The 21,624-nt window shown below is 44.1% G+C and carries 21 protein-coding genes; all 21 read right to left on the bottom strand.

The window, feature by feature from the left end:
• Positions 1-2: 2 nt before the first annotated feature.
• Positions 3-956 (bottom strand): C40 family peptidase, encoded by a 954-nt coding sequence (locus ACFO3D_RS07535; RefSeq protein WP_390294390.1) that lies wholly within the window; start codon positions 954-956, stop codon positions 3-5.
• Between the two features lie 15 nt (positions 957-971).
• Positions 972-2,081, bottom strand: a complete 1,110-nt coding sequence (locus tag ACFO3D_RS07540; RefSeq protein ID WP_390294392.1) for a mandelate racemase/muconate lactonizing enzyme family protein — start codon at positions 2,079-2,081, stop codon at positions 972-974.
• 18 nt (positions 2,082-2,099) lie between these two features.
• Positions 2,100-3,020, bottom strand: coding sequence for a S66 peptidase family protein (locus ACFO3D_RS07545; RefSeq protein WP_390294394.1), 921 nt, complete (start codon positions 3,018-3,020; stop codon positions 2,100-2,102).
• 373 nt (positions 3,021-3,393) lie between these two features.
• On the bottom strand, positions 3,394-5,034 hold the full coding sequence (locus tag ACFO3D_RS07550) for a peptide ABC transporter substrate-binding protein (protein WP_390294396.1): 1,641 nt from the start codon (positions 5,032-5,034) through the stop codon (positions 3,394-3,396).
• 18 nt (positions 5,035-5,052) lie between these two features.
• The gene (locus tag ACFO3D_RS07555) at positions 5,053-6,057 is read right to left on the bottom strand and encodes an ABC transporter ATP-binding protein (protein WP_390294398.1); all 1,005 of its coding nucleotides are present in this window, start codon (positions 6,055-6,057) and stop codon (positions 5,053-5,055) included.
• Positions 6,058-6,066: 9 nt separating this feature from the next.
• Entirely contained in the window at positions 6,067-7,023 is a 957-nt protein-coding gene (locus ACFO3D_RS07560; protein WP_390294400.1) for an ABC transporter permease, read from the bottom strand.
• Between the two features lies 1 nt (position 7,024).
• Complete coding sequence (locus ACFO3D_RS07565) at positions 7,025-7,957, bottom strand: ABC transporter permease (protein WP_390294402.1); 933 nt, start codon at positions 7,955-7,957, stop codon at positions 7,025-7,027.
• Positions 7,958-7,969: 12 nt separating this feature from the next.
• Positions 7,970-8,794, bottom strand: coding sequence for a M55 family metallopeptidase (locus ACFO3D_RS07570; RefSeq protein WP_390294404.1), 825 nt, complete (start codon positions 8,792-8,794; stop codon positions 7,970-7,972).
• A gap of 258 nt (positions 8,795-9,052) precedes the next feature.
• A complete protein-coding gene (gene murA / locus ACFO3D_RS07575; RefSeq protein WP_390294406.1) occupies positions 9,053-10,384 on the bottom strand; it encodes a UDP-N-acetylglucosamine 1-carboxyvinyltransferase in 1,332 nt (443 codons plus the stop codon).
• Positions 10,385-10,418: 34 nt separating this feature from the next.
• Positions 10,419-11,138, bottom strand: coding sequence for a YwmB family TATA-box binding protein (locus ACFO3D_RS07580; RefSeq protein ID WP_390294408.1), 720 nt, complete (start codon positions 11,136-11,138; stop codon positions 10,419-10,421).
• 144 nt (positions 11,139-11,282) lie between these two features.
• The gene (locus tag ACFO3D_RS07585) at positions 11,283-11,531 is read right to left on the bottom strand and encodes a DUF1146 family protein (protein ID WP_390294410.1); all 249 of its coding nucleotides are present in this window, start codon (positions 11,529-11,531) and stop codon (positions 11,283-11,285) included.
• Positions 11,532-11,864: 333 nt separating this feature from the next.
• Complete coding sequence (locus tag ACFO3D_RS07590; protein ID WP_390294412.1) at positions 11,865-12,260, bottom strand: F0F1 ATP synthase subunit epsilon; 396 nt, start codon at positions 12,258-12,260, stop codon at positions 11,865-11,867.
• 81 nt (positions 12,261-12,341) lie between these two features.
• Positions 12,342-13,745, bottom strand: a complete 1,404-nt coding sequence (gene atpD / locus ACFO3D_RS07595) for a F0F1 ATP synthase subunit beta (RefSeq protein WP_390294414.1) — start codon at positions 13,743-13,745, stop codon at positions 12,342-12,344.
• A gap of 46 nt (positions 13,746-13,791) precedes the next feature.
• Positions 13,792-14,652: an ATP synthase F1 subunit gamma gene (gene atpG, locus ACFO3D_RS07600; RefSeq protein WP_390294416.1), complete on the bottom strand. Its 861-nt coding sequence runs from the start codon at positions 14,650-14,652 to the stop codon at positions 13,792-13,794.
• A 54-nt stretch (positions 14,653-14,706) separates the two neighbouring features.
• The gene (atpA, locus tag ACFO3D_RS07605) at positions 14,707-16,215 is read right to left on the bottom strand and encodes a F0F1 ATP synthase subunit alpha (RefSeq protein WP_390294418.1); all 1,509 of its coding nucleotides are present in this window, start codon (positions 16,213-16,215) and stop codon (positions 14,707-14,709) included.
• A 21-nt stretch (positions 16,216-16,236) separates the two neighbouring features.
• A complete protein-coding gene (locus ACFO3D_RS07610) occupies positions 16,237-16,779 on the bottom strand; it encodes a F0F1 ATP synthase subunit delta (protein WP_390294420.1) in 543 nt (180 codons plus the stop codon).
• The gene (gene atpF / locus ACFO3D_RS07615; protein WP_390295484.1) at positions 16,776-17,285 is read right to left on the bottom strand and encodes a F0F1 ATP synthase subunit B; all 510 of its coding nucleotides are present in this window, start codon (positions 17,283-17,285) and stop codon (positions 16,776-16,778) included. The genes ACFO3D_RS07610 and atpF overlap by 4 nt, the downstream gene beginning before the upstream one ends.
• Positions 17,286-17,433: 148 nt before the next feature.
• Positions 17,434-17,640: a F0F1 ATP synthase subunit C gene (gene atpE / locus ACFO3D_RS07620; protein ID WP_390294422.1), complete on the bottom strand. Its 207-nt coding sequence runs from the start codon at positions 17,638-17,640 to the stop codon at positions 17,434-17,436.
• Positions 17,641-17,742: 102 nt separating this feature from the next.
• The gene (atpB, locus tag ACFO3D_RS07625) at positions 17,743-18,465 is read right to left on the bottom strand and encodes a F0F1 ATP synthase subunit A (protein WP_390294424.1); all 723 of its coding nucleotides are present in this window, start codon (positions 18,463-18,465) and stop codon (positions 17,743-17,745) included.
• 23 nt (positions 18,466-18,488) lie between these two features.
• Entirely contained in the window at positions 18,489-18,857 is a 369-nt protein-coding gene (locus tag ACFO3D_RS07630; protein ID WP_390294426.1) for an ATP synthase subunit I, read from the bottom strand.
• A 575-nt stretch (positions 18,858-19,432) separates the two neighbouring features.
• Positions 19,433-21,616, bottom strand: a complete 2,184-nt coding sequence (locus ACFO3D_RS07635; protein WP_390294428.1) for a S8 family serine peptidase — start codon at positions 21,614-21,616, stop codon at positions 19,433-19,435.
• Between the last annotated feature and the right edge of the window lie 8 nt (positions 21,617-21,624).

Raw genomic sequence — 21,624 nt, forward strand, 5'->3', positions numbered from 1 at the left:
TGTTATTTCTCCTCTGCTTTCTGCCAGTATCTGATGGCAGCACAAAGCTCTTTTTCATATTTGGTTCCTTCAAGTTCAATAATCTCGATGCCTTTTCCGGTCTGCGGAGAGTGAATCATTCGGCCATCCCCGTAATAGAATCCGACATGGTGAAGCTTGCCCTTTCCTTCTTCGTATGCAAAAAACAGAAGATCACCTGGCTGAAGCTTATCATACGGCACCTTCTCCCCTGACCGTGACTGATCGCCGGCATCCCGCGGGATTTTGTAGCCATTCGCTTTGTGGATGTTATAGGCGAATCCGGAACAGTCATACCCAAACGAACTCATTCCTCCCCAGAAATAATCCAGACCGACATACTGTTCGCCGTCTTTAACAAGCTGGCTGCCATCGCGTTTTGGAAGCCCGCCTTTTGCTAAAAAAACAGTTGCTGCAGAAGCAGGTAGATAGAGCGGACCATCCGGCGTCACCAATTCCAGCTTATCATCGTTTTGGCTCGCTACCGGCAGGACCGTCATGTAGCTTACTTTGATAACCTTCTCACCTGAATCCGTAAGAAGCGATGCTTTATCGTCTGTTACTGCAGCAAAGTATTCCTGCGCCCAGTCTTGTTTATTGACTTTCTTTAATTGATTTAGCGGCACCCATCCTGGATACCCGCGTTCATCCTTTTCGGATGGCTGGGAAGGAATGACAACATGCGCCCAATCATCCTTTTTTTCAGTAATAATTACAGGTTCACCGTACAGTAATTGGGTTTGAACCCTGTTCTCATCGCATAACGCGACATTTAATTCATAGGTCAGGCTATCAATCCATTTATCCATATTCGTCGGGTTGGATAACCCGGGTTCATCAATTTCACGGGCTGACGCCGGCTCGGTCCATACGGTTGCGACTTGAACAGCGGTCACCCAAAGCTCATTCGGGAATTGTTCAAACGTTTGATTAGTCACTTCTTTTCCCCCTTTTTAGTAGCCCACCGGCCATTCTGCGATAAATTGTTCATTTATTCTTTCTATCCCTAATCCTGGTTCGGCACCCAGGTCGATTGCGTTCTGCTTATAAGTAACTCCACCGTCAATCAGATCATCTGCAAGCATTAACGGGGCGTCAAAGTCGTATCGGTTCACGTTTGGCTGACTTGCTGCGAAGTGGGCCGCTGCTGTAATGCCGATTTTCGTCTCAATCATGCTGCCGACCATACAGTTGACTCCATAAATATGGGCAAGCTTGGCAATTTTCAGGGCCTCGTGAATGCCCCCTGCCTTCATCAGCTTAATGTTAATCAGGTCGGCCGCTCGCATTTCGAGTATGCGTCTTGCATCCCTTGAAGAAAAGACACTTTCATCAGCCATGATCGGCGTTTCCGTATTTGCAGTTACGTATTGAAGTCCTTCAAAGTCATATGCCTTAACCGGCTGTTCAATCAGTTCGATATCGAGGCCAAGGTCCTCCATCTTTCGAATCGCTCGCACCGCTTCTTTTGCTTGCCAGCCCTGATTTGCATCAAGACGAATCGTTGCTTTGGAACCGATACGTTTGCGAATTGCCTCAATACGGCGGATATCCTGATTAATTTCATCTTTACCAACTTTTACTTTCAGTACCGAAAATCCGTCATTCGCATACTTCTGCGCATCATCGGCCATTTCCTCGGGACTGTTAACGCTGACTGTGTAGTCAGTCTCAATCTGTTCCGTATAGCCACCAAGATACTGTGCGAGCGGCAGGTTAGCGTGCTTCGCCATACAATCATATATAGCCATGTCGACAGCTGCCTTTGCACTTGTATTGCCGACAAGACTCTTGTTTATCTTTTCAACAATCTGCTCGTGGTTAAATAAGGACTTCTCAAGCAGTAATGGTTTAAAAATTTCGGAAACCGCATAACGGATACTGGCAAGACTGTCGCCCGTAATTACGTGTGTCGGTGGCGCTTCTCCCCAACCAGTCACCCCGTTGTCACAGGTTATTTTCACAACAATCGTTTCAGCGACGGTGACAGTTCGCAGAGCGGTTTTAAATGGTGTATGTAATGGTATGGCTGCATGGAATGTTTCGATATTTTGTATTTTCATTGTTTAGCTCCTCTGTTCCTACTTCACCCCAGGATCAATGGTGAGTGTTTTATCCGATGTCGACAGAACCGCATTGACGCCAAGCGGTACTGCAAAATGTGGAAAGCAGTGCCCAATTTTGAATCCGCTCATCACCGGACAATTCAATTGGCCAAGGTAATCCTGGAAAACCTGCTCCAATGTTAGTGAAGGTTTATCTTTTTTTGGTTCTGCTTCTGCAAAGTCACCTACCACAACTCCTGCCGCGGCATCGAATTTCCCGGCCATCTTCAACTGGTTCAGCATGGAGTCGACACTGTACGGAACCTCTCCGACATCTTCAAGAAGCAGTATTTTGGCTTTCGTATCAATTTCAAATGGTGTACCAAGAGTACTTGCTATCAGGGACAGGTTTCCCCCTACAAGGCTGCCTGCTGTTTCCCCTGGTACGAGGACATTTAATGGGGCAACTTCTTCTGTGTAGGTTAGCTTTGTGGGTTGGAATAATTGCTGAAACATACTCGCTGTTAATGTATCAAATTCTTGATCGGCGACATCGGATGCCGGCATTGGACCATGGAATGTTACAAGGCCTGTAGCCTGCCGGATTGCAGTATGTAAATAGGTAATGTCGCTGTATCCCCAGATAATTTTAGGGTTCTGTTTAATCAGGTCATAATCAATGTCGTTGGCTATTCTGCCGGTACCATAACCGCCCCGTGCGAAAAATATAGCATTTATAGTAGGGTCGGCAACCATATCGTGAAAATCTGCCAATCGCTCCGCATCGGTTCCTGCAAGATAACCATGTACCTTCTCTATATGTTTTCCCAGCTTCACTCTCAGCCCCATCTGTTTAAAAAACAGGATAGCTTTGTGAAGTTTTTTCATATCAGGCGGGCTTGCTGATGCAATAATACCAATCGTATCGCCAATCTTCAGATGATGTGGAAGAATCATTGTTATACCTCTTTCCATATGTATAATGATAAAAAGTGGAAAGAAGGAGCGGCCATGACGGCCATTCCTTCTTAACAAGTTGTGTGATGGCAGGAGGGGGATAGCTAGATTGTTATTAGGTGGTCTCCTCGGATTGTGGGTCGGTCTCCTCAGATTGAGGATGCCTCGCCCCGGATAGAGCGTTCCTCTCCCCAGATTGAGGGATTCTCTCCCTAGAGTTGAGGAATTCCCGCTCGAGTTTGAACCTTCCTCGCTCGAGTATGAACCTCCTTCGCTCGAGCTTGAGCCTCCTTCGCTCGAGTTTGAGCCTTCCTCGCTCGAGTTTGAGCCTCTCATGCTCGAGTCCAGCCTATCTACTCCCCTTTGTCACAGTTTACTTCTTATCTGCCCATTTCAGCTCAAGGTATCCAACTGGGTGGCGGACAATGCCAGTAACATTTTCTTTGTACATATTCACCTGGTTATAATAATGAATAGGGAAAATCGGCATTTCCTCTGCAAGAAGCTTTTCAGCCTCGTACATCAGCTCCCAGCGTTTTTCTTCGTTTGTTTCCTGTTTAGCTTGTTCAATCAGTTTGTCAAACTCTTCATTTGACCAGCCTGTACGGTTCATTGTTGATCCTGTGATGAAGCTTTCCAGGAAGTTAACTGGATCTGCGTAGTCAAATATGAATGAACTACGTGAAAGCTGGTGTTTCAGGCCTTTCTGATCTTCAAGAAATACGTTCCATTCGGTGTTCTCAAGGGTTACATCCACACCAAGGTTTTCTTTGTACATTTCAGCCATTGTTTCAGCGATGGCCTTATGTGACTCACTTGTGTTATAAGAAAGTGTAATTGGTGGCAGTTCATCATATCCTTCTTCTTCCATACCTTTTTCAAGGAGCTCTTTAGCTTTTTCAGGATCGAATGATACCAAGTCACCGTTTACTTCACGGAAGTCTTTACCGTTCGGTCCGACAAATCCAGGTGATACAAAGCCTTTTGCAGCTTCTTCACCATTCTTTGTTACGTACTCAACGATATCCTGCTGATTGATTGCCAGTGCAAATGCTTTACGGATATTAGCGTTCTGGAATGGCTCTTCTGTCACGTTGAAGCGATAGAAATACAGTCCAGCCTGTTCTTCAATAACAACATTATCGTTATTAATCAGCTGTTCAGCCATGTCAGATGGAACACCACTTACATCAAGGTCTCCACTCTTGAACATTTGGTACTCTGTGTTAGGGTCGTTAACCATAGCCCAGTGAACTTTATCAAGGTTTACGGTATCTTTATCCCAATATTGATCGTTCTTTACCATAACCATTTCAGATTCATGCTTCCATGATGCCAGTTTGAATGGTCCGTTTGATACATAGGATTCTGCCTCTGTATACCATTCAGGATTTTCTTCAGCAACGGCCTTGTTAACCGGGAAGAATGCCGGGTTGGAAATTACATGCAGGAAGAATCCTGTTGGTGCGTTAAGTGTTACTTTGAACGTTTTTTCATCTACAGCTTCTAGTCCCACATCCTCAGCTGAACCTTCACCTGAGTTGTATGCTTCTGCCCCTTTGATAAAGTAGCCTAGGAACGCTGGTGCTGCCCCAGTTTCAGGATCTAAAAGCTGCAGCCATGCATACTTGAAATCTTCAGCGGTAACCGGGTCACCATTTGACCAGTTTGCATCCTGACGAATATGGAAGGTGTACGTTTTTCCATCATCGGACATGTCCCACTTTTCGGCCATTGCCGGCTGTGGCTTGTCGTCTTGACCAAGGCGTGTAAGACCTTCCATCAAGTTATTAAGCACGTTCCATGAAACCGAGTCAAACCCGATTGGCGGGTTAAGCGATGTAGGCTCCTCCCCATTGTTCATGTACAGTACTTTTTCATCTCCACTTGCTTCCCCTTCTGACCCTTCTCCTCCATCACTGTTTCCGCCTTCATTACCGCCGCCTGTGGTTGTACATGCAGCCAGCGTGATGACGGTTAAAACGGAGATTAACAGCAAAAACCATTTCTTCATACTTGTTTCCCCCTTATGTTATTTTGATGCTGTTGTTGCTAAAAGCTGTTTAGCCCGCTCGTCCTGCAGCCAGCAGTCCACTTTGTGTGAATCACTGATGGCAGTAGGATTGGGATAAACTTTATCACACACCTCCATTGCAAATGGACATCTCGCGGTAAACGGACATCCCTGCGGAGGTGAGAATAAATCAGGTGGTGTTCCATCAATCGGGGTAAGTCTAGCCCCCATTAAATCTAACCGTGGAACGGATTTAAGCAGCCCTTGTGTATATGGGTGCTCTGGATTATAAAATATTTCCCGCCGTGTGCCGACCTCAACAATTTTACCTGCGTACATAACCGCAATCCGATCGGCAATCTTGGCGACCACTCCCAGATCGTGGGTGATCAAAATAATCGATACCCCGGTCTGTTCCTGGATTTTTTCAAATAACTCTAGTATCTGCGCCTGAATCGTAACATCCAGCGCGGTTGTTGGTTCATCAGCGATAAGCAGTTCCGGTTCACAAATCAGCGCGATTGCGATAACAATCCGTTGCCGCATTCCTCCGCTGAACTGGTGCGGGTACTGTTTCAGCCGTTCATCGGGGTTCGGGATTCCCACCAGTCGCATCATTTCCAGTGCTTTTTGCTTCGCATCTTTACTTGATGTTTTATGGTGCTCCTTAAGTCCCTCGATTAACTGGGTTCCAATCGTTAAGGTGGGATTCAAAGCAGTCATCGGGTCCTGGAAAATCATTGAGATATCGACACCACGAATTGACCGCATTGCTTTTTCCGAAACCTGGGTCAAGTCCTTCCCTTTAAACAGGATTTGTCCATTCGAAATTTTCCCCGGCGGATTCGGTATCAGCCGCATCACTGCATTAGATGTAACACTTTTACCACAGCCAGACTCACCCACTATTGCCAGGGTTTCCCCTTTATTTAAATGAAAGTTCACTCCTCGTACCGCTTTTACGGTTCCTCCATATGTAGAGAATGTTACGTGAAGGTCTTTTACTTCAAGAATTTTTTCCAATTGTGTCACCTACTTCCTCAGCTTCGGATCAAGTGCATCCTGAAGCCCGTCGCCTAAGACATTAAATGCAAACATCGTAAATGAAATAAAGAATGCCGGGAAGAACAATGTCCACCAGTATCCGGAAAGAATGGCTCCCAGTGCATCATTGGCCATCACACCCCAACTTGCATATGGTGACTGGATTCCAAGGCCCAGGAAGCTTAGAAATGCTTCCGCAAAAATCGCACTCGGTACAGTAAGCGTCATCTGTACGATAATCGGCCCCATTGTATTCGGGAGCAGATTTTTACGGATAATCCGTTTCGTCTTCGTGCCAAATGACTTGGACGCGAGGACAAATTCATAATTTTTAATCTGTAACACCTGCCCCCGGACAATCCTGGCCATTCCGACCCATCCGGTGACCGTCAGTGCAATAATGATTGTTGTCAGGCTTGGTCCCAAAACTACTAAGAGTAGAATGACAACAAGCAAGTATGGAAGACCATACAAAATTTCAATAATACGCATCATTATGTTATCAGTGCGGCCGCCTTTATAGCCTGAGATACCGCCGTATATAACCCCAATAAAAAAATCTATCAAAGCCGCCATCAGGCCGACGAACAGGGAAATACGCGCGCCAAACCAGGTACGGGTGAAAACATCGCGGCCAAGTGAATCGGTCCCGAACCAGTGCGTGAGACTTGGTGGCTGGAACTGGTTTGGCCGGTTTTGGTCACTTACATCATATGGGGTAAGCATTGGCCCGATAATTGCCATGATCGCCAGGAGGATTAGGAATATCAATCCAGCCATGGCAATCTTATTTTTCCTTAATCGTTTCCACGCGTCCTGCCAGTAAGACAACGAGGGTCTTGAAACAGTCTCGGCCGCATCAGGATCCCGTTCTTTCCATGTAAACCATTCATCCCGGACCTCGGTAGGAGAATAGGTGGACTTTGATTCATTTGGAAGTGCCATATTATTCTCCTCCCTTTTTATGAAGTTTGATTCTTGGATCGAGAATTCCGTATGCAATATCGACTAAAAACAACATTAAAATCAAAAATGCACTATAAAAAACGGTTGTACCCATAATTACCGGGTAATCCCGCTGATTGATACTTTCGATAAAATATTTACCCATCCCCGGGATAGCGAATATCTTTTCAATAACGAACGACCCAGTCAAAATACCTGCGAGTAACGTACCCATTATAGTAACGATCGGCATCAATGCATTCCTTAGTGCGTGTTTAAGGATTATTTTCCATGGCTTCAACCCTTTGGCGCGAGCCATTTTAATATAATCCTGGGTAAGCACCTCAAGCATTGTCGACCTCGTTAGACGAGCAATGATTGCCATCGGGCCGGTAGCAAGGGCAGTAATCGGCAGAATCATGTGCATCGGGCTTGACCATGTAGCTGCCGGAAGGATTCCCATATAAACCGCAAATGCTTGAATAAGAAGTGTTGCAAGCACAAAGTTTGGAATTGAGATGCCGAGTACAGCAATACTCATCGCCAGGTAATCAATTACCCCATTGTGTCTAAGCGCCGCAAAAATGCCTAATAGAATACCAGATATAACTGCCACCAGAATGGTTAACAGCCCTAGTTCCATCGAAACAGGGAAGCCTCTGGCAAGTAGGTCGTTAACCGTATCGGTCGGCTGCTTGATTGACGGTCCGAAATCAAATGTAACTACTGATTTTAAATAATATAAGTACTGTATGTAATACGGTTCATCCAGGTTATAATGGTCCATCAGGTTCTCCTGAACAGCCTCCGTTGTGGTCCGCTCCTCGTTTAGCGGCGAACCCGGAATGGTAACCATCAAGACAAATGTAAGTGTAACAATCACCCACAACGTGATTGCCATGATGACGAACCGCTTTAAAATATAACGCAGCATCTGTTCACACTCCTATGAAAAAGTAGTGCGCATAGCGAGCTCGGTCATAACCAGCATAGCCTGATACGCTTCCACGATATTTTTTGCTTTATATCTTACAATGGTAGTGCCTGGAGCAAGTTCCGTTCCCGGCATCAGGTTTGCCCACTCAGCTTGTCCGTGGTTGTTGAATTCAATTTCCAATACAGGATTTTCCGGTGGAATTAGCGGTTTCACATTATGCCTGTTTTCAAGCGCTTGTGTAACTTTTTCCGTCAACAGCTCTCCGGCCTTTTTAGGTGTCAGGCTTTTTACGGAGGAACGGGAAATAGATTCTTTTACCGCAGCGGTGGTTATGTTGGGTATAAGATTTTCCGCTTCCAGTGCCGCCTGGTCATCGCCAGCAACCATCAGAACAGGCACGCCGAAATGTCCTGCTACATATGCGTTGAAACCAAGCTCACCAATTGGCTTGTCATTCAGATAAAAATTTCGGACCGCATGGATCATGGCATGGGACATTACACCAAAACTTCCGGCACGTGCGTGATATCCGACAAAAAATACACCTGCAAATGAGTCGTCAAGGCCCTGCATCATCGAAAGCGGTTTCACTTCTCCTGTAATTAAATGGGCATCAGGATGCAATTGGTCTATTAAAATATTATTCATTTTCGAATGGCTGTCATTTACGAGAATCTCTTCGCAGCCAAAGTTGTACGCCGCCTCAATGACGTAATTCGTTTCATCCGTCATTATCTTACGACCGCGCTCATAATTATGCTCTCTATAATCTACATATGTATAATCGGGAAGGCCTGATATCCCCTCCATGTCCACTGACAAATATAACTTCATGCTGTAAACCCCTTTTAACGTTTGTAATTTTCTTAAATTTTATCATATTCTCACGGAATTTCAATCCTAAAATTGTAGGTATTTAGGAAGTATTGTGTTAATTACTAGGTCTATGGGGCCATTTCTCGGATATAAAAAAACACAGATGTCCTATTATGACACCTGTGTCTTCAACAAACTTCATATATTAGTGAGATCATTATTACTCCGCTACCAGTATAATAGTCAGTGGGTGAATTCTCCTGTTCTCGGAGGATTTTAGGAAAGTTCAGCGATAACTGACTCTCTATCACGGTTGGTTTCTGGAATGTGCGGATTCACAGGATCGCCGTTTTCATCCACACGCTCAATATCTGCGCCAAGTGCTGCTAGCTTACCTGATAGGTTCACATAGCCGCGGTCCAGATGCTTAAGTTCCGTTACCCGCGTGAAACCTTCTGCACTAAGTCCTACTAGAATCAATGCTGCACCAGCTCGTAAATCTGTGGCAGCAACTTCTGCACCCTGCAGGTCACATGGACCCTCGATAATTACACTGCGCCCTTCGATTTTCATTTTAGCATTCATGCGGCGGAATTCTTCCACGTGCATAAACCGGTTTTCGAAGACTGTTTCAGTAATTACGCTGGTTCCATATGCATTAAGCATCAAACTCATCATCTGTGACTGCATATCAGTCGGAAAGCCTGGATGTGGCAATGTCTTTATATCGGTCGACATTAGCCGGTCGGGACCGATTACACGAAGACCGCTTCCTTCTTCGATTACCGTCACGCCCATTTCTTCTAACTTGGAAATAACTGAGCGCAGATGCTCACTTACAGCATTCTCAATCAGAACATTTCCACCAGTGATTGCCGCAGCAACCATGAATGTGCCTGCTTCAATCCGGTCGGGAATAATTGCATGCTCGGCACCGTGAAGTTTATCGACGCCTTCAATTTTAATAGTCTCCGTACCAGCGCCTACAATTTTTGCGCCCATTTTATTAAGGAAATTAGCTAAATCAACAATTTCAGGTTCTTTCGCGCAATTCTCCAGAATGGTCTTACCTTCAGCAAGCGTTGCAGCCATCATTATATTCTCAGTTGCACCTACACTAGGCATATCCAGATAGATTTTCGCTCCCTGAAGACGTCCGTCTGCTTCCACCTCTACAAATCCGTTGCCAACGTGTACACTGGCACCCATTGCTTCAAAGCCTTTTAAGTGCAAGTCGATTGGACGTGAGCCAATTGCACATCCGCCCGGCATTGCAACATTTGCATGACCATAACGTGCTAAAAGAGGTCCAAGCACTAAAACAGATGCACGCATTTTACGTACATACTCGAATGGTGCCTCTGTTTTTAAAGTATTTGAAGCATTAACATTGATTGTATTATTTTCGAAGCTAACGTCTGCGTTCAGATTACGCAGGACTTCATTGATTGTATACACATCAGCAAGGACAGGAACGTCGGTGATCTTGCTCTCACCTTCGCTTGCAAGAATACTCGCAGTAATTACAGGCAATACTGCGTTTTTGGCACCTTCAACACTCACGGTGCCGTTAAGTTGGTTCCCGCCTCGTACGATGATTTTTTCCATATTCTAAATCTCCTTATGTTCCGTTTTCCCTATATTAATATTCATTAATTAGGATGGGTGTTCCTATTACGAGCCTTACAAGCCCATTTCCCTTCTCGATCGTAGCGATCTGCAGGTTAATTGGCTTTCCCATTATCTTAAATTGATTGCTCCATAATGGTGTATACCCGTATTTTATTTCTTTAATCGTCGAATTTTCCAGATTATCTATTTGCGTTCTGCTATAGTCGATGTTCAGTGAATCTTCCATTTCGGCAAAAAAACTACTAGTATCAATTTTATCACTAATACTTGTAGTGAGACAAGCAAATTTTGTAGAATCTTCGCTGAAAAACGAGTTTTTTAGATTGTTCAACCGCATGAAATACGATTTTTCGACAGCGTTGCTCCAATTCTCTCCCTTAAGCACGGCAGTAAACTGTGCCTGATAGTTTTTATCTTTAGGAATAAGAACATTATATATTTCGGTAAAGTCACTATCTTTTTGAACGTATCTAAAGGTATATTTTATAGTGTTTTCATCTTCCGTGCCAGTGACCAAATGACTATTTTTGGTTTTTATTTTTTTCATAAGATCATGCGCTTTGTCTGGGCTCATCTGCTCTTTTATTGTTACCTGCCATCCGTCAATTTCCAGCTTACTGTTATTCACTAATTCGGCAATTCCCGACATTTCCTCATTTTGCCCATCACCTGCTGATACGTTGGTGGCTGATATAAGAATTATGATTGCGATTAATAAACTTTTCCGCATAAAAAAATCCCCCCGTTCAATTCTACTTACAGTATGAACAGGGGAATCTCGTATTATACTAGTTTTTGAAAAGAATCTAGTAATCTCTTTTCTACTGAAGTTTCCACCCAACGAGGGGTTTTCTAACGGGCACCCATGGGTACATTAGAACAAGTATTGGAGATTAAGTGACCATTGCACGAAGTCCAGGATAAACCTGCTGACACCTGTGCCAATTACGATTGCTATAAAGATAATCAAAATCCGGGCTTCCGTTTCACGGCCTTTTCTGATTAACGGATCAAAGTTAATTGTTGTAATAACTCTCCACGTTATATAAATGAATAATAAATGCGATATCATGCCAACTAAAGCTGTATAGCCGATAGTTGATAAACCAAATGAAGAATCCATATTTTCCACACCTTGCCGAATTAATTATTTTAACGCTTAATTCTTATTTTACTTTGCCATCTATTGGGCTTAATGTCAAATACATCGGTCACCCGGGCGGTTAAGCAATATTCGTCCTTAACATTTCCCGGGAAATATCGACAGCCAAATCGAAAATATTGCCGAATACCACTGTTCTTATCTCTGTATTTCCGTCGTAAAGGCTAATATAGAAAAGTATGTTGGAGCGAAATTGTCGCAAGGTTGCATTTTCGCTACGGATGATCGACCACTAAATTCATGTAAATAACAAAAAATCTCTCATAACCAATGTTATAAGAGATTTTTTATCTATTATCGAGCAATATCAATTCGATTCATTGCTCGTTTGAGTGCTAATTCTGCCCGTTGGAAGTCGACATCATCCTGCTTAGAATCAAGGCGTCGTTCAGCACGTGCTTTTGATTCCTCAGCACGGTTCACGTCAATCTCTGAAGGTTTTTCAGCAGATTGAGCAAGAATGGTTACTTTATCAGGCCGTACTTCCAAAAATCCACCGCTGACAGCCAGGCGCTCAGTATTGCTTGCGCGTTTCAGACGAACTGCACTGATTGTTAACGGAGCGACCATCGGAATATGCCCCGGAAGAATACCGAGTTCACCATTCTCTGCCTTACAGCTAACCATATCGAAACTATCTTCCAATACTGGACCATCAGGAGTAACAACACTCACAGTTAGTGTTTTCAATGTAACCCCTCCTCAGACAGGTAAACAGCTGGATGAACGGAGCATAAAATACCCCCTTCACCCAGTATTTTGTCCTCGTTATTATTCCATGCTTTTTGCTTTTTCTACTACGTCTTCGATGCGGCCAACCAGGCGGAATGCATCTTCCGGAATGTCGTCATACTTGCCTTCCAGGATTTCCTTGAATCCTTTAACTGTTTCGCTTACTGGCACATAAGAACCTTTTTGACCAGTAAACTGTTCAGCTACGTGGAAGTTCTGTGATAAGAAGAACTGTACGCGACGAGCGCGGGATACAGTAAGTTTATCTTCATCAGAGAGTTCGTCCATACCAAGAATTGCAATAATGTCCTGAAGCTCTTTATAACGTTGCAGTGTCTGCTGAACTTCACGTGCTACTTCATAATGCTCAGATCCAACAATCTCAGGGTCAAGGGCCCGTGATGTAGATGCAAGTGGATCCACCGCTGGATAAATACCTTGCTCGGAAAGTTTACGGTCAAGGTTAGTGGTAGCATCCAAGTGAGCAAACGTAGTTGCAGGTGCAGGGTCAGTGTAGTCATCGGCAGGTACATAAATAGCCTGGATTGACGTTACAGAACCTTTATCAGTTGATGTGATACGCTCCTGCAATTGTCCCATTTCAGTTGCTAGTGTCGGCTGATAACCAACCGCTGATGGCATACGGCCAAGTAGCGCGGAAATCTCCATACCTGCTTGGGTGAAACGGAAGATGTTATCGATGAAGAACAGAACGTCCTGTCCCTGTTCATCACGGAAATATTCAGCCATAGTAAGACCCGTAAGGGCAACACGCATACGTGCACCAGGCGGCTCGTTCATCTGACCGAACACCATAGCTGTTTTGGCGATAACGCCAGAGTCTTTCATTTCGTAGTAAAGGTCATTACCTTCACGTGTACGCTCACCAACACCGGCGAATACGGAAATACCACCGTGTTCCTGTGCGATGTTGTTGATCAGTTCCTGGATTAGTACGGTTTTACCAACACCGGCTCCACCAAACAAACCGATTTTACCACCTTTAATATACGGTGCTAACAGATCAACAACTTTAATTCCTGTTTCCAGGATCTCAGTTTCTGTAGCAAGGTTTTCAAATTCAGGTGAGTCACGGTGAATTGGGTCAAGTCGTGTATCTGCTGGTAAAGGCTCATCAAGGTCAATGTTGTCTCCCATAACGTTGAAGACACGACCAAGCGTTACTTCGCCAACAGGAACGGAGATAGCTCTACCCAAGTTCTCCACTTCTGTACCACGTTTTACGCCTTCAGTTGAAGTCATCGCAATTGTGCGTACAGCGTTATCACCGAGATGAAGAGCTACTTCAAGTGTAAGATCAATTTCTTGACCTTCACTATTAGTCTTAATAATTAATGCGTTATAAATTTCAGGAAGCTGGCCTTCGTCAAATTTAACGTCGACAACAGGTCCCATAATTTGTGTAACGTGTCCTTTGCTCATCGATTTCCCTCCTAACTAACTTTCTTGCTTTCTTCCGGTCAAAAAGCTATTCCAGTGCTGCTACCCCGCCGATGATTTCGGTGATTTCCTGGGTAATAGCTGCCTGGCGGGCACGGTTGTATGACAGTGTAAGGTCTCCGATAATTTCGTCAGCATTATCAGTAGCACTCCGCATTGCAGTCATCCGTGCAGCATGCTCACTGGCTTTACCGTCAAGAAGTGCGCCGTAGATAAGGCTTTCGGCGTACTGCGGCAGTAAAACCTTGAGAATCTGCTCTTCATCCGGTTCATATTCATATTGACTTGAGCTTGTTGAACTTGTCTCGATATTAGTAATCGGCAAGATCTGTTTCGTTGTTACTTCCTGTGAGATAGCACTTATAAAGTGATTATAAAAAATGTTCAGTTCATCAATTTCCTCATCGATATACATTTGGACAGTTTCAGAGGCCAGCTCTTTAATATCAGCGAAATTCGGCTGATCGGCCAAACCAAGAATGCTCTTCCCAACAGGCATGTTACGGTTTTTGAAGAATTCAAAACCTACACGGCCGATAACGATAATGGTATATTCGTCAGTTGAATTGTGTTTATCCTGGATTGTCTGGTAAACCTGTCGCAGAACACTACTGTTATAAGCACCAGCAAGCCCACGGTCCGATGTAACGACAAGATACCCTGTCTTTTTCACATCACGAGACTGCAGCATCGGGTGGTCTGCATCAGTACCGCCATTGGCAATACTTCCAACCACTTCCTGGATTTTCTCACTGTAAGGAACAAAGGATTTAGCATTCATCTCTGCTTTGTTAAGTTTAGAGGCGGATACCATCTCCATTGCCTTTGTGATCTGTTTCGTTTTTGTTGTCGAGTCGATACGAGTCTTTATATCTCTAAGTGATGCCAAGCTTTTTCACCACCCTTTCTTCATTGACTGCGGACTAAAGCTTCATTTACATCATTACTCGCCTGGTAAAAATGTTTTTTTGAAAGATTCCACTGCGTCGTCCATATCTGCTGTTTCCGGAAGTTTACCGGTTTCGCGGATAGAAGCAAGAAGTTCTTTACGATTTTCATCAAGCCATAAGTGGAATTCATCTTCAAAACGGGTAATATCATCTACAGGGATATCATCAAGGAATCCTTTTGTCAGTGCGTAAATAATCATAACCTGCTTTTCAACTACCAATGGCTTGTGAAGTCCCTGCTTAAGTACTTCAACTGTCCGTGCACCACGATTCAGTTTAGCCTGTGTAGCTTTATCAAGGTCGGAACCGAACTGTGCGAATGCCTCAAGTTCACGGTACGATGCAAGGTCAAGACGCAATGTACCTGCAACTTTCTTCATCGCTTTAATCTGCGCTGAACCACCTACACGGGATACGGAAAGACCGGCGTTAATCGCTGGGCGTACACCTGAGAAGAATAGGTCAGACTGCAGGAAGATTTGTCCGTCTGTGATTGAAATAACGTTTGTTGGGATATATGCAGAAATGTCTCCTGCTTGTGTTTCAACAAACGGCAGTGCAGTTAGAGAACCGCCACCTTTAGCATCACTAAGCTTCGCTGCACGTTCCAATAGGCGTGAGTGCAGGTAGAAAACATCCCCTGGGAATGCTTCACGGCCTGGCGGACGGCGAAGCAGCAATGAAAGTTCACGGTATGCCGCTGCCTGTTTTGAAAGGTCATCATATACAACCAGTACGTGTTTTCCGTTGTACATGAAGTCCTCACCCATGGATACACCTGCATATGGAGCGAGGTATAGTAATGGAGCAGGGTCTGATGCACCCGCGGAAACAACGATAGTATAATCAAGTGCGCCATAACGGCGGAAAGTTTCTACTGTGCCACGGACAGTTGATTCTTTTTGTCCGATTGCAACATAGATACAAATAATATCCTGATCTTTTTGGTTCAGAATGGTATCAACCGCTACAGTTGTTTTACCAGTCTGACGGTCACCAATAATAAGCTCACGCTGTCCACGGCCGATTGGTACTAGAGCGTCAATCGCTTTGATACCTGTCTGCAGTGGTTGGTCAACTGATTTACGGTCCATTACACCTGGTGCAGGTGATTCGATTGGACGTGTTTTAGTAGTTTCAACTGGGCCACGGCCATCAATTGGCTGACCAAGTGGGTTAACTACCCTTCCCAGTAATTCCTCTCCGACTGGCACTTGCATAATCCGACCGGTACGACGAACTTCATCGCCTTCTTTAATTTCTGTGTAAGGCCCGAGGATAACGATACCTACGTTACTCTCCTCTAAGTTCTGGGCCATACCCATTACACCATTGGAAAATTCAACAAGCTCACCGGCCATGACATTATCAAGACCATGAGCACGAGCGATACCGTCACCGATTTCGATAACCGTTCCGACATCACTTACTTCAATTTCGGTGTCATAACTCTCGATTTGCTGTTTTATCAGTGAACTGATTTCTTCAGCTTTGATGCTCATACCATTTCACCCCTATCATCTTTAATTTGCAGTAACGATATTGCGCTCAATTCGTTGCAGTTTGCCGCTGATAGTCCCGTCATAGATTGTGTTACCGACACGTACCTTAATGCCGCCGATAATCGATGGATCCACAACGTTCTCAAGCTTGATCGCTTTTTTATTAAATCGCTTTGCAAATGTATTTTGAAGTTGTTCTTTCTCCGTATCGGATAATTCACGGACAGAATAAACAGTTGCTTCGGCTATTCCTTGTGCATCGTTAACCAGCTGGACAAAGAAATCCACAATGCTGGTGATCAATCCGATGCGATGACGCTCAATTAGAATTTTTAATGTATTCACGACGTCTTTGGAAAAGCTTTTAAAAACTTCATCAATGAACTGCTTCTTCTTTTCATTACTGATACGCGGATGTTGAAGAAATGCTTGAAGTTTCTTATCATCCTGAAATATGTCCTTTACAGTACGGAATTCCTCAACCAGCACATCAGTCGCAGCTTTTTCACTTCCAAGTTGGAAAAGAGCGTCAGCATATCGCTTTGCAACTACTGTGTCATTCATCGCTCTTCTCCTGCCTCTTTAATGTACTCGTTGATGAGTTTTTCCTGATCCTGTGCACTGATTTCTTTTTCAATAACCTTGCTTGCTATAAGCACGGATAATGAAGCGACTTTGTCCTGTAATGCCTGAAGTGCTTTTTCTTTCTCGTTCTGGATCTCTTCCTGCGCTGATTGCTTGATTCGTGCTGCCTCATTGCGTGCAGATTCGATGATATCCTGTTCCTGCTTCGTTCCGGCGTTTCTCGCATCTTCAATTATCTTTTGTGCTTCTTGTTTGGTTTGCTTCAATTGAGCTGTAGCTTCCTGAGAAGCACGCTCAGCTTCAGCACGGCTTTGTTCAGCGGCTTCAATTTCGCTAGCCACGTACTCTTCACGCTGCTGCATAACTCCCATCAATGGGCCCCATGCAAATTTGCGTACAAAATAGAGCAATACCATAAAGAAGAACAGCTGCGTCAGCATATCCCCGATCTGCAATCCGCCGAGTGCTGCATGTATAGTAGTCATCCCAATGAATGTTTGCACAGAATTCACTCCTTTCACTTTACTTTATAAGAAATACAATCTATCGTTCACTATTGCATTTTAGTTCAAAGGCACAACAACGGCGAAGGTTCTTAGGAAAATCATCTTCGCCATTGACGTCATCATTCTGTTACATTACCATTAGCGCGATTACTACCGCGATGATCGGCATCGCCTCAACAAGACCAATACCAATGTACATAGTAGTCTGCAGTTGACCTCTTAGTTCAGGCTGACGTGCAATCCCTTCAACTGTACGGCTTACGATAAGACCGTTACCAATACCTGCACCTAGTGCTGCTAATCCCACTGCAATTGCTGCTGCTAAAACACCCATAATATAAATCCTCCTCAAAGTTGATTAATAATTTTTTTTAATAATTTCCTGCCTCAAAAGATGACTCTCCTGAAACTGGTTTATTAACTGATTTAGTGTTGCTTAGTGATCGCTTGATACTTTATGCGACATGTATACCATTGCCAGCGTCGTGAAAATAAACGCTTGGATAGAACCAATAAACACACTGAAACCTTGCCATGCAAGCATCGGAATCGCACCACCCAGGAAGCCTAGCACTCCTGATGATGTTAGTGCTGCCAACAGTCCAAGAAGTACCTCGCCCGCATAAATATTACCAAACAGACGAAGACCTAATGTGAGGGTGTTCGCAAATTCCTCAACTATTTTAATTGGCAGGAATACAGGGAATGGTTTTAAAAATTCTTTACCGTATTCTTTTGCCCCTTTTATCTTAATGCCATAGTAATGTGTCAGTACAATTACCATAGCTGAAAGGGTTAATGTAATCCCAGGGTCGGACGTTGGTGATTTCCACCATAATTCATGACCGACAACACCCATTGTTATAACACCCAACATGTTACTGACAAAAATGTACGTAATCAATGTCAGCCCCAGTGGCAGAAAGATTTTACCAACCTTCCACTCCATGGTTCCTCCGATAATACCTTTTACGAAGTCCAATGCCCACTCCATGAAGTTCTGCGCACCGCTCGGTTTCATCTGAAGTTTCCTGGCACCCAATACACTAAGAATGAACACGATTAACGAGGAAATTGCAATCATAAGTACGTTTGACAAGTTAAAGTCAAGCCATGATATTCCAAATACGTCTAACATTAATGGTGCTTCATGATCCACTTTCTTCACCCCTCTTCCAAGCACTAATCCTTAGATTGAAAAAAAATAAAATCTATCATAATGACAATATAAGATGTCATTAATCCAATTAATACAGCAATAACATCAAAGTACTCTTCAAAACGAAGTGCCACTATTATCGCTAATGCTACTGCTGCTAAGCGAGACACAGTCCCGAGCCCCCGGGTTTTCTGTCTGGTTTCCACAGAGGCGGCAAAATCATCTACCTTTTTCTGCAGAAGATACAGATTATAGAAACTTACTAAACTTCCTAAGAGAAGGCCGAGAAAGATACTCAGGTACGGTGTGAATCCTGCTCCAAGGACGAGGATTGCCAAAAGATAGAACATCCACTTACGTTGTCGACTGACCAATTGGTGATAATTCGTCATAGTTTTACTCTTCTCCTGTTAATTCGAGCATAATAAATTGTAACATAACAAAATTCTCCTTTTAGGAAGAAGAGCTGCCCAGCCGCTACCCGTGGGTGAATATTGGATAACCCTCTTGGACTCACTCTTAAATTGAGCAAAAGTGAGGAAAATCACTACCTGTGTGGAAGTGAATACTTATAATGAATAATAAGCTATGTATGCCAATGAGTACATTTGTCTCAGTATACATGAAACCCTTATCATTCCACACTAAATTAGTGTACATTAGCCAGTATCCAATGTCAATCAGTATAAAAGGATAATCAAGCATCACTTATCTGCCAATTTTACACATTTAAAAATATGGGACATGCAGAGGCCCTCAACTGCCTTCACACCTATACTCTCAAGTCCTAGTATAAAGGAATTTCAGCGTGGTGATAATGACGATTTTGTGAACAAAGTACACAAGCGCCCGATCAGCAAAATCTACATAACTGAGCAAGAAATCGTGTCGATAAATGTGCCTCTTTGCTGATAGTCGGGCAAAGGCCTGGAGCAAGAGTTATACCTATTAAATAATTGTCGAATCGTTACTGTATAAACAGCTCTGATGTATAGCTTGCCAATCCTCCATTTTCCAGATAAACCGTAAGTACTGCACGATAACGACCTAGTTTGCCGAGTTCCGATTTTTTCAAATACCCTTCATTCATTCCTACCTTAACATCTTCCTTTTTCAACAGCATTCTGTCATAAATTAGTGTTCCGGCATCATACAGGCGTACCTCTATTTTTTCGGCAGGGTCAGGAAGATAAACCTGATAAACATACGTGTCCTTTGAGAATGGTTTCATTGTAAAGCCAAATCCCATCGCTCTCGGGTAGTCGGCATTTTCGTTAATAAACAGATAGGGAAGATGGAATGCCTCGTTTCCGCTTGCAAGGGTCAGCCAGCCCTGATGCAGCCCTTTTTCCTGCAGGGTACTGTTTATATCGATCTGAATTGGAACTTTTTTTGTTTTACCTGCTTCGACTGTAAAACGTTGTGGCAGTTGCCAGCTTACTCCCCTTTTTTTATGAGGGGTCTGAAACGAAAACTTCTGCCTTTTATTCGAACTATTTTCGATTTTAAGTTCGATGGTTCTTACTTCACTGTATTCATCAATTTTTCCAAACGACAATAAGGGATTATGGATGATGATGGGTGTATTTATTGCTTTGGCAGGCTGTATTTCACCCATACCCTGCATGATCGGCGTTAGGGCTGCTGCATTCCCAGTACGGATTCTTTTGGCAGTAGTTTTTAAAGCACCGGCCAATTGTTCAACGGTCCAGCCAGGATGCGCTTCTTTTAAAAGTGCAAGGGCACCCGCAACATGGGGAGCAGCCATACTAGTCCCCTGCAGCGGCATATATCCGCCCGGAACGGTACTGAGTATATTGGTTCCTGGTGCGACAACTTCCGGCTTGAGATCCCAGTTCATCGTTACCGGGCCGCGCGAACTGAATTCGGCAACCGAATGCTCTGTTGTTTGGAATTTCGTATCCATATATAGCGACTTGTTCCCTGATTGCAGCTTCTGGATAAACCACTCACCATCCTTTTTGGAAATACCGGCAACAGGAATGCCAATAGGATTCTCTGCACTTTGAACACTGCCCCGGAAATTGCCTGATGCGTTATTGTAGATCAAAACAGCTACTGCCCCTGCTTCTTCTGCCTTTTTAGCAAGTTGGTAAAACGGCGTCTTTCCTCGTTTCATCAATGCAATTTTCCCATTGACGTCCTGCTTTGAAAACAGGGCGACTTTCTGGTCTTTGGTAAAGTCCCATGGCTGTGAGCCCGCCATCAGGGATAGGGGGATTTTTTTATCATATAATGTTTCTTCCAAATACGGGACAAGTTGAGGGTTGGACGATGCTCCTACTGATAAGGCTTTTTTAGCGGTTGCCGGAGAGCCGACAGTCCACAATCCTGGCCCACTGTTTCCATTGGCGATCACAACCGCTATCCCCATTTCAACTGCCCGGTTTACCGCAACGCTTGTAGGAAAGTCAGGCCCGTTAATTGAATTACCGAGTGAGAGATTGATAATATCAGCGCCATCCTCCACCGCTTCTTCAAGGGCTGCGATAACTTGAACTGAAGTTCCACGGCCGCCGGGACCAAGTGCTCTGTATGCATAAATGTCCGCATCGGGTGCTACACCTTTGATTTCCCCGTCAGCAGCAATGATCCCTGCAACATGGGTGCCATGCATCGTTGGTAAACCCTGGTCTTTTTTCGTCTCCATTGGATCATCGTCCAGATCGACAAGATCGTACCCACCGACATAACTGTCTTTAAGGTCGGGGTGCTCATAATCAATCCCGGTATCGATCACCGCTACCTGTACTCCTTCACCGGTGTACTCGGTATTATTCAACGTGGAAGGCTTCACCAGGTTCTCATCCGTCTTCTCTGCTAAGTCCAGGCCAAACTGTGCCTCATAATTGGCAGTCGGATGGATTGCTTTTATGAAATCAACTGACTCCATTTTCTCCAGACGCTTAGGGGTTGCCTTCAGCGCAAGACCGTTGAAAAGGGTCTCGTAGGTTGCTATAACCTCTATATATGGAAAATAAGTTTCTATGTAGACTTTATGTTTAGTGGGGTCACCCTCGACTTCGATAATAACCGAGGTGCGTTTGTCTTCCATTTTTAATGCTGTTGCGGTTTGGATTGGGGAGATAAAAATGATGGATGTGATAAGTGCGAGTAACAGAATGCGCATGCTTTCTT

Origin of the sequence: Virgibacillus kekensis, assembly GCF_042654125.1 — a bacterium.
Classification (GTDB): domain Bacteria; phylum Bacillota; class Bacilli; order Bacillales; family Amphibacillaceae; genus Lentibacillus; species Lentibacillus kekensis.

Coding starts and splice junctions, on each gene's coding strand:
- ACFO3D_RS07585 (WP_390294410.1), bottom strand. CDS start 11,531: ATGGATTCTTCATTTGGTTTATCAACTATCGGCTATACAGCTTTAGTT.
- atpA (WP_390294418.1), bottom strand. CDS start 16,215: ATGAGCATCAAAGCTGAAGAAATCAGTTCACTGATAAAACAGCAAATC.
- ACFO3D_RS07635 (WP_390294428.1), bottom strand. CDS start 21,616: ATGCGCATTCTGTTACTCGCACTTATCACATCCATCATTTTTATCTCC.
- atpD (WP_390294414.1), bottom strand. CDS start 13,745: ATGAGCAAAGGACACGTTACACAAATTATGGGACCTGTTGTCGACGTT.
- ACFO3D_RS07630 (WP_390294426.1), bottom strand. CDS start 18,857: ATGACGAATTATCACCAATTGGTCAGTCGACAACGTAAGTGGATGTTC.
- atpE (WP_390294422.1), bottom strand. CDS start 17,640: ATGGGTGTTTTAGCAGCAGCAATTGCAGTGGGATTAGCAGCACTAGGT.
- ACFO3D_RS07540 (WP_390294392.1), bottom strand. CDS start 2,081: ATGAAAATACAAAATATCGAAACATTCCATGCAGCCATACCATTACAT.
- ACFO3D_RS07610 (WP_390294420.1), bottom strand. CDS start 16,779: ATGAATGACACAGTAGTTGCAAAGCGATATGCTGACGCTCTTTTCCAA.
- ACFO3D_RS07565 (WP_390294402.1), bottom strand. CDS start 7,957: ATGCTGCGTTATATTTTAAAGCGGTTCGTCATCATGGCAATCACGTTG.
- ACFO3D_RS07560 (WP_390294400.1), bottom strand. CDS start 7,023: ATGGCACTTCCAAATGAATCAAAGTCCACCTATTCTCCTACCGAGGTC.
- ACFO3D_RS07580 (WP_390294408.1), bottom strand. CDS start 11,138: ATGCGGAAAAGTTTATTAATCGCAATCATAATTCTTATATCAGCCACC.
- ACFO3D_RS07570 (WP_390294404.1), bottom strand. CDS start 8,794: ATGAAGTTATATTTGTCAGTGGACATGGAGGGGATATCAGGCCTTCCC.
- ACFO3D_RS07550 (WP_390294396.1), bottom strand. CDS start 5,034: ATGAAGAAATGGTTTTTGCTGTTAATCTCCGTTTTAACCGTCATCACG.
- murA (WP_390294406.1), bottom strand. CDS start 10,384: ATGGAAAAAATCATCGTACGAGGCGGGAACCAACTTAACGGCACCGTG.
- atpF (WP_390295484.1), bottom strand. CDS start 17,285: ATGACTACTATACATGCAGCACTCGGCGGATTGCAGATCGGGGATATG.
- ACFO3D_RS07545 (WP_390294394.1), bottom strand. CDS start 3,020: ATGATTCTTCCACATCATCTGAAGATTGGCGATACGATTGGTATTATT.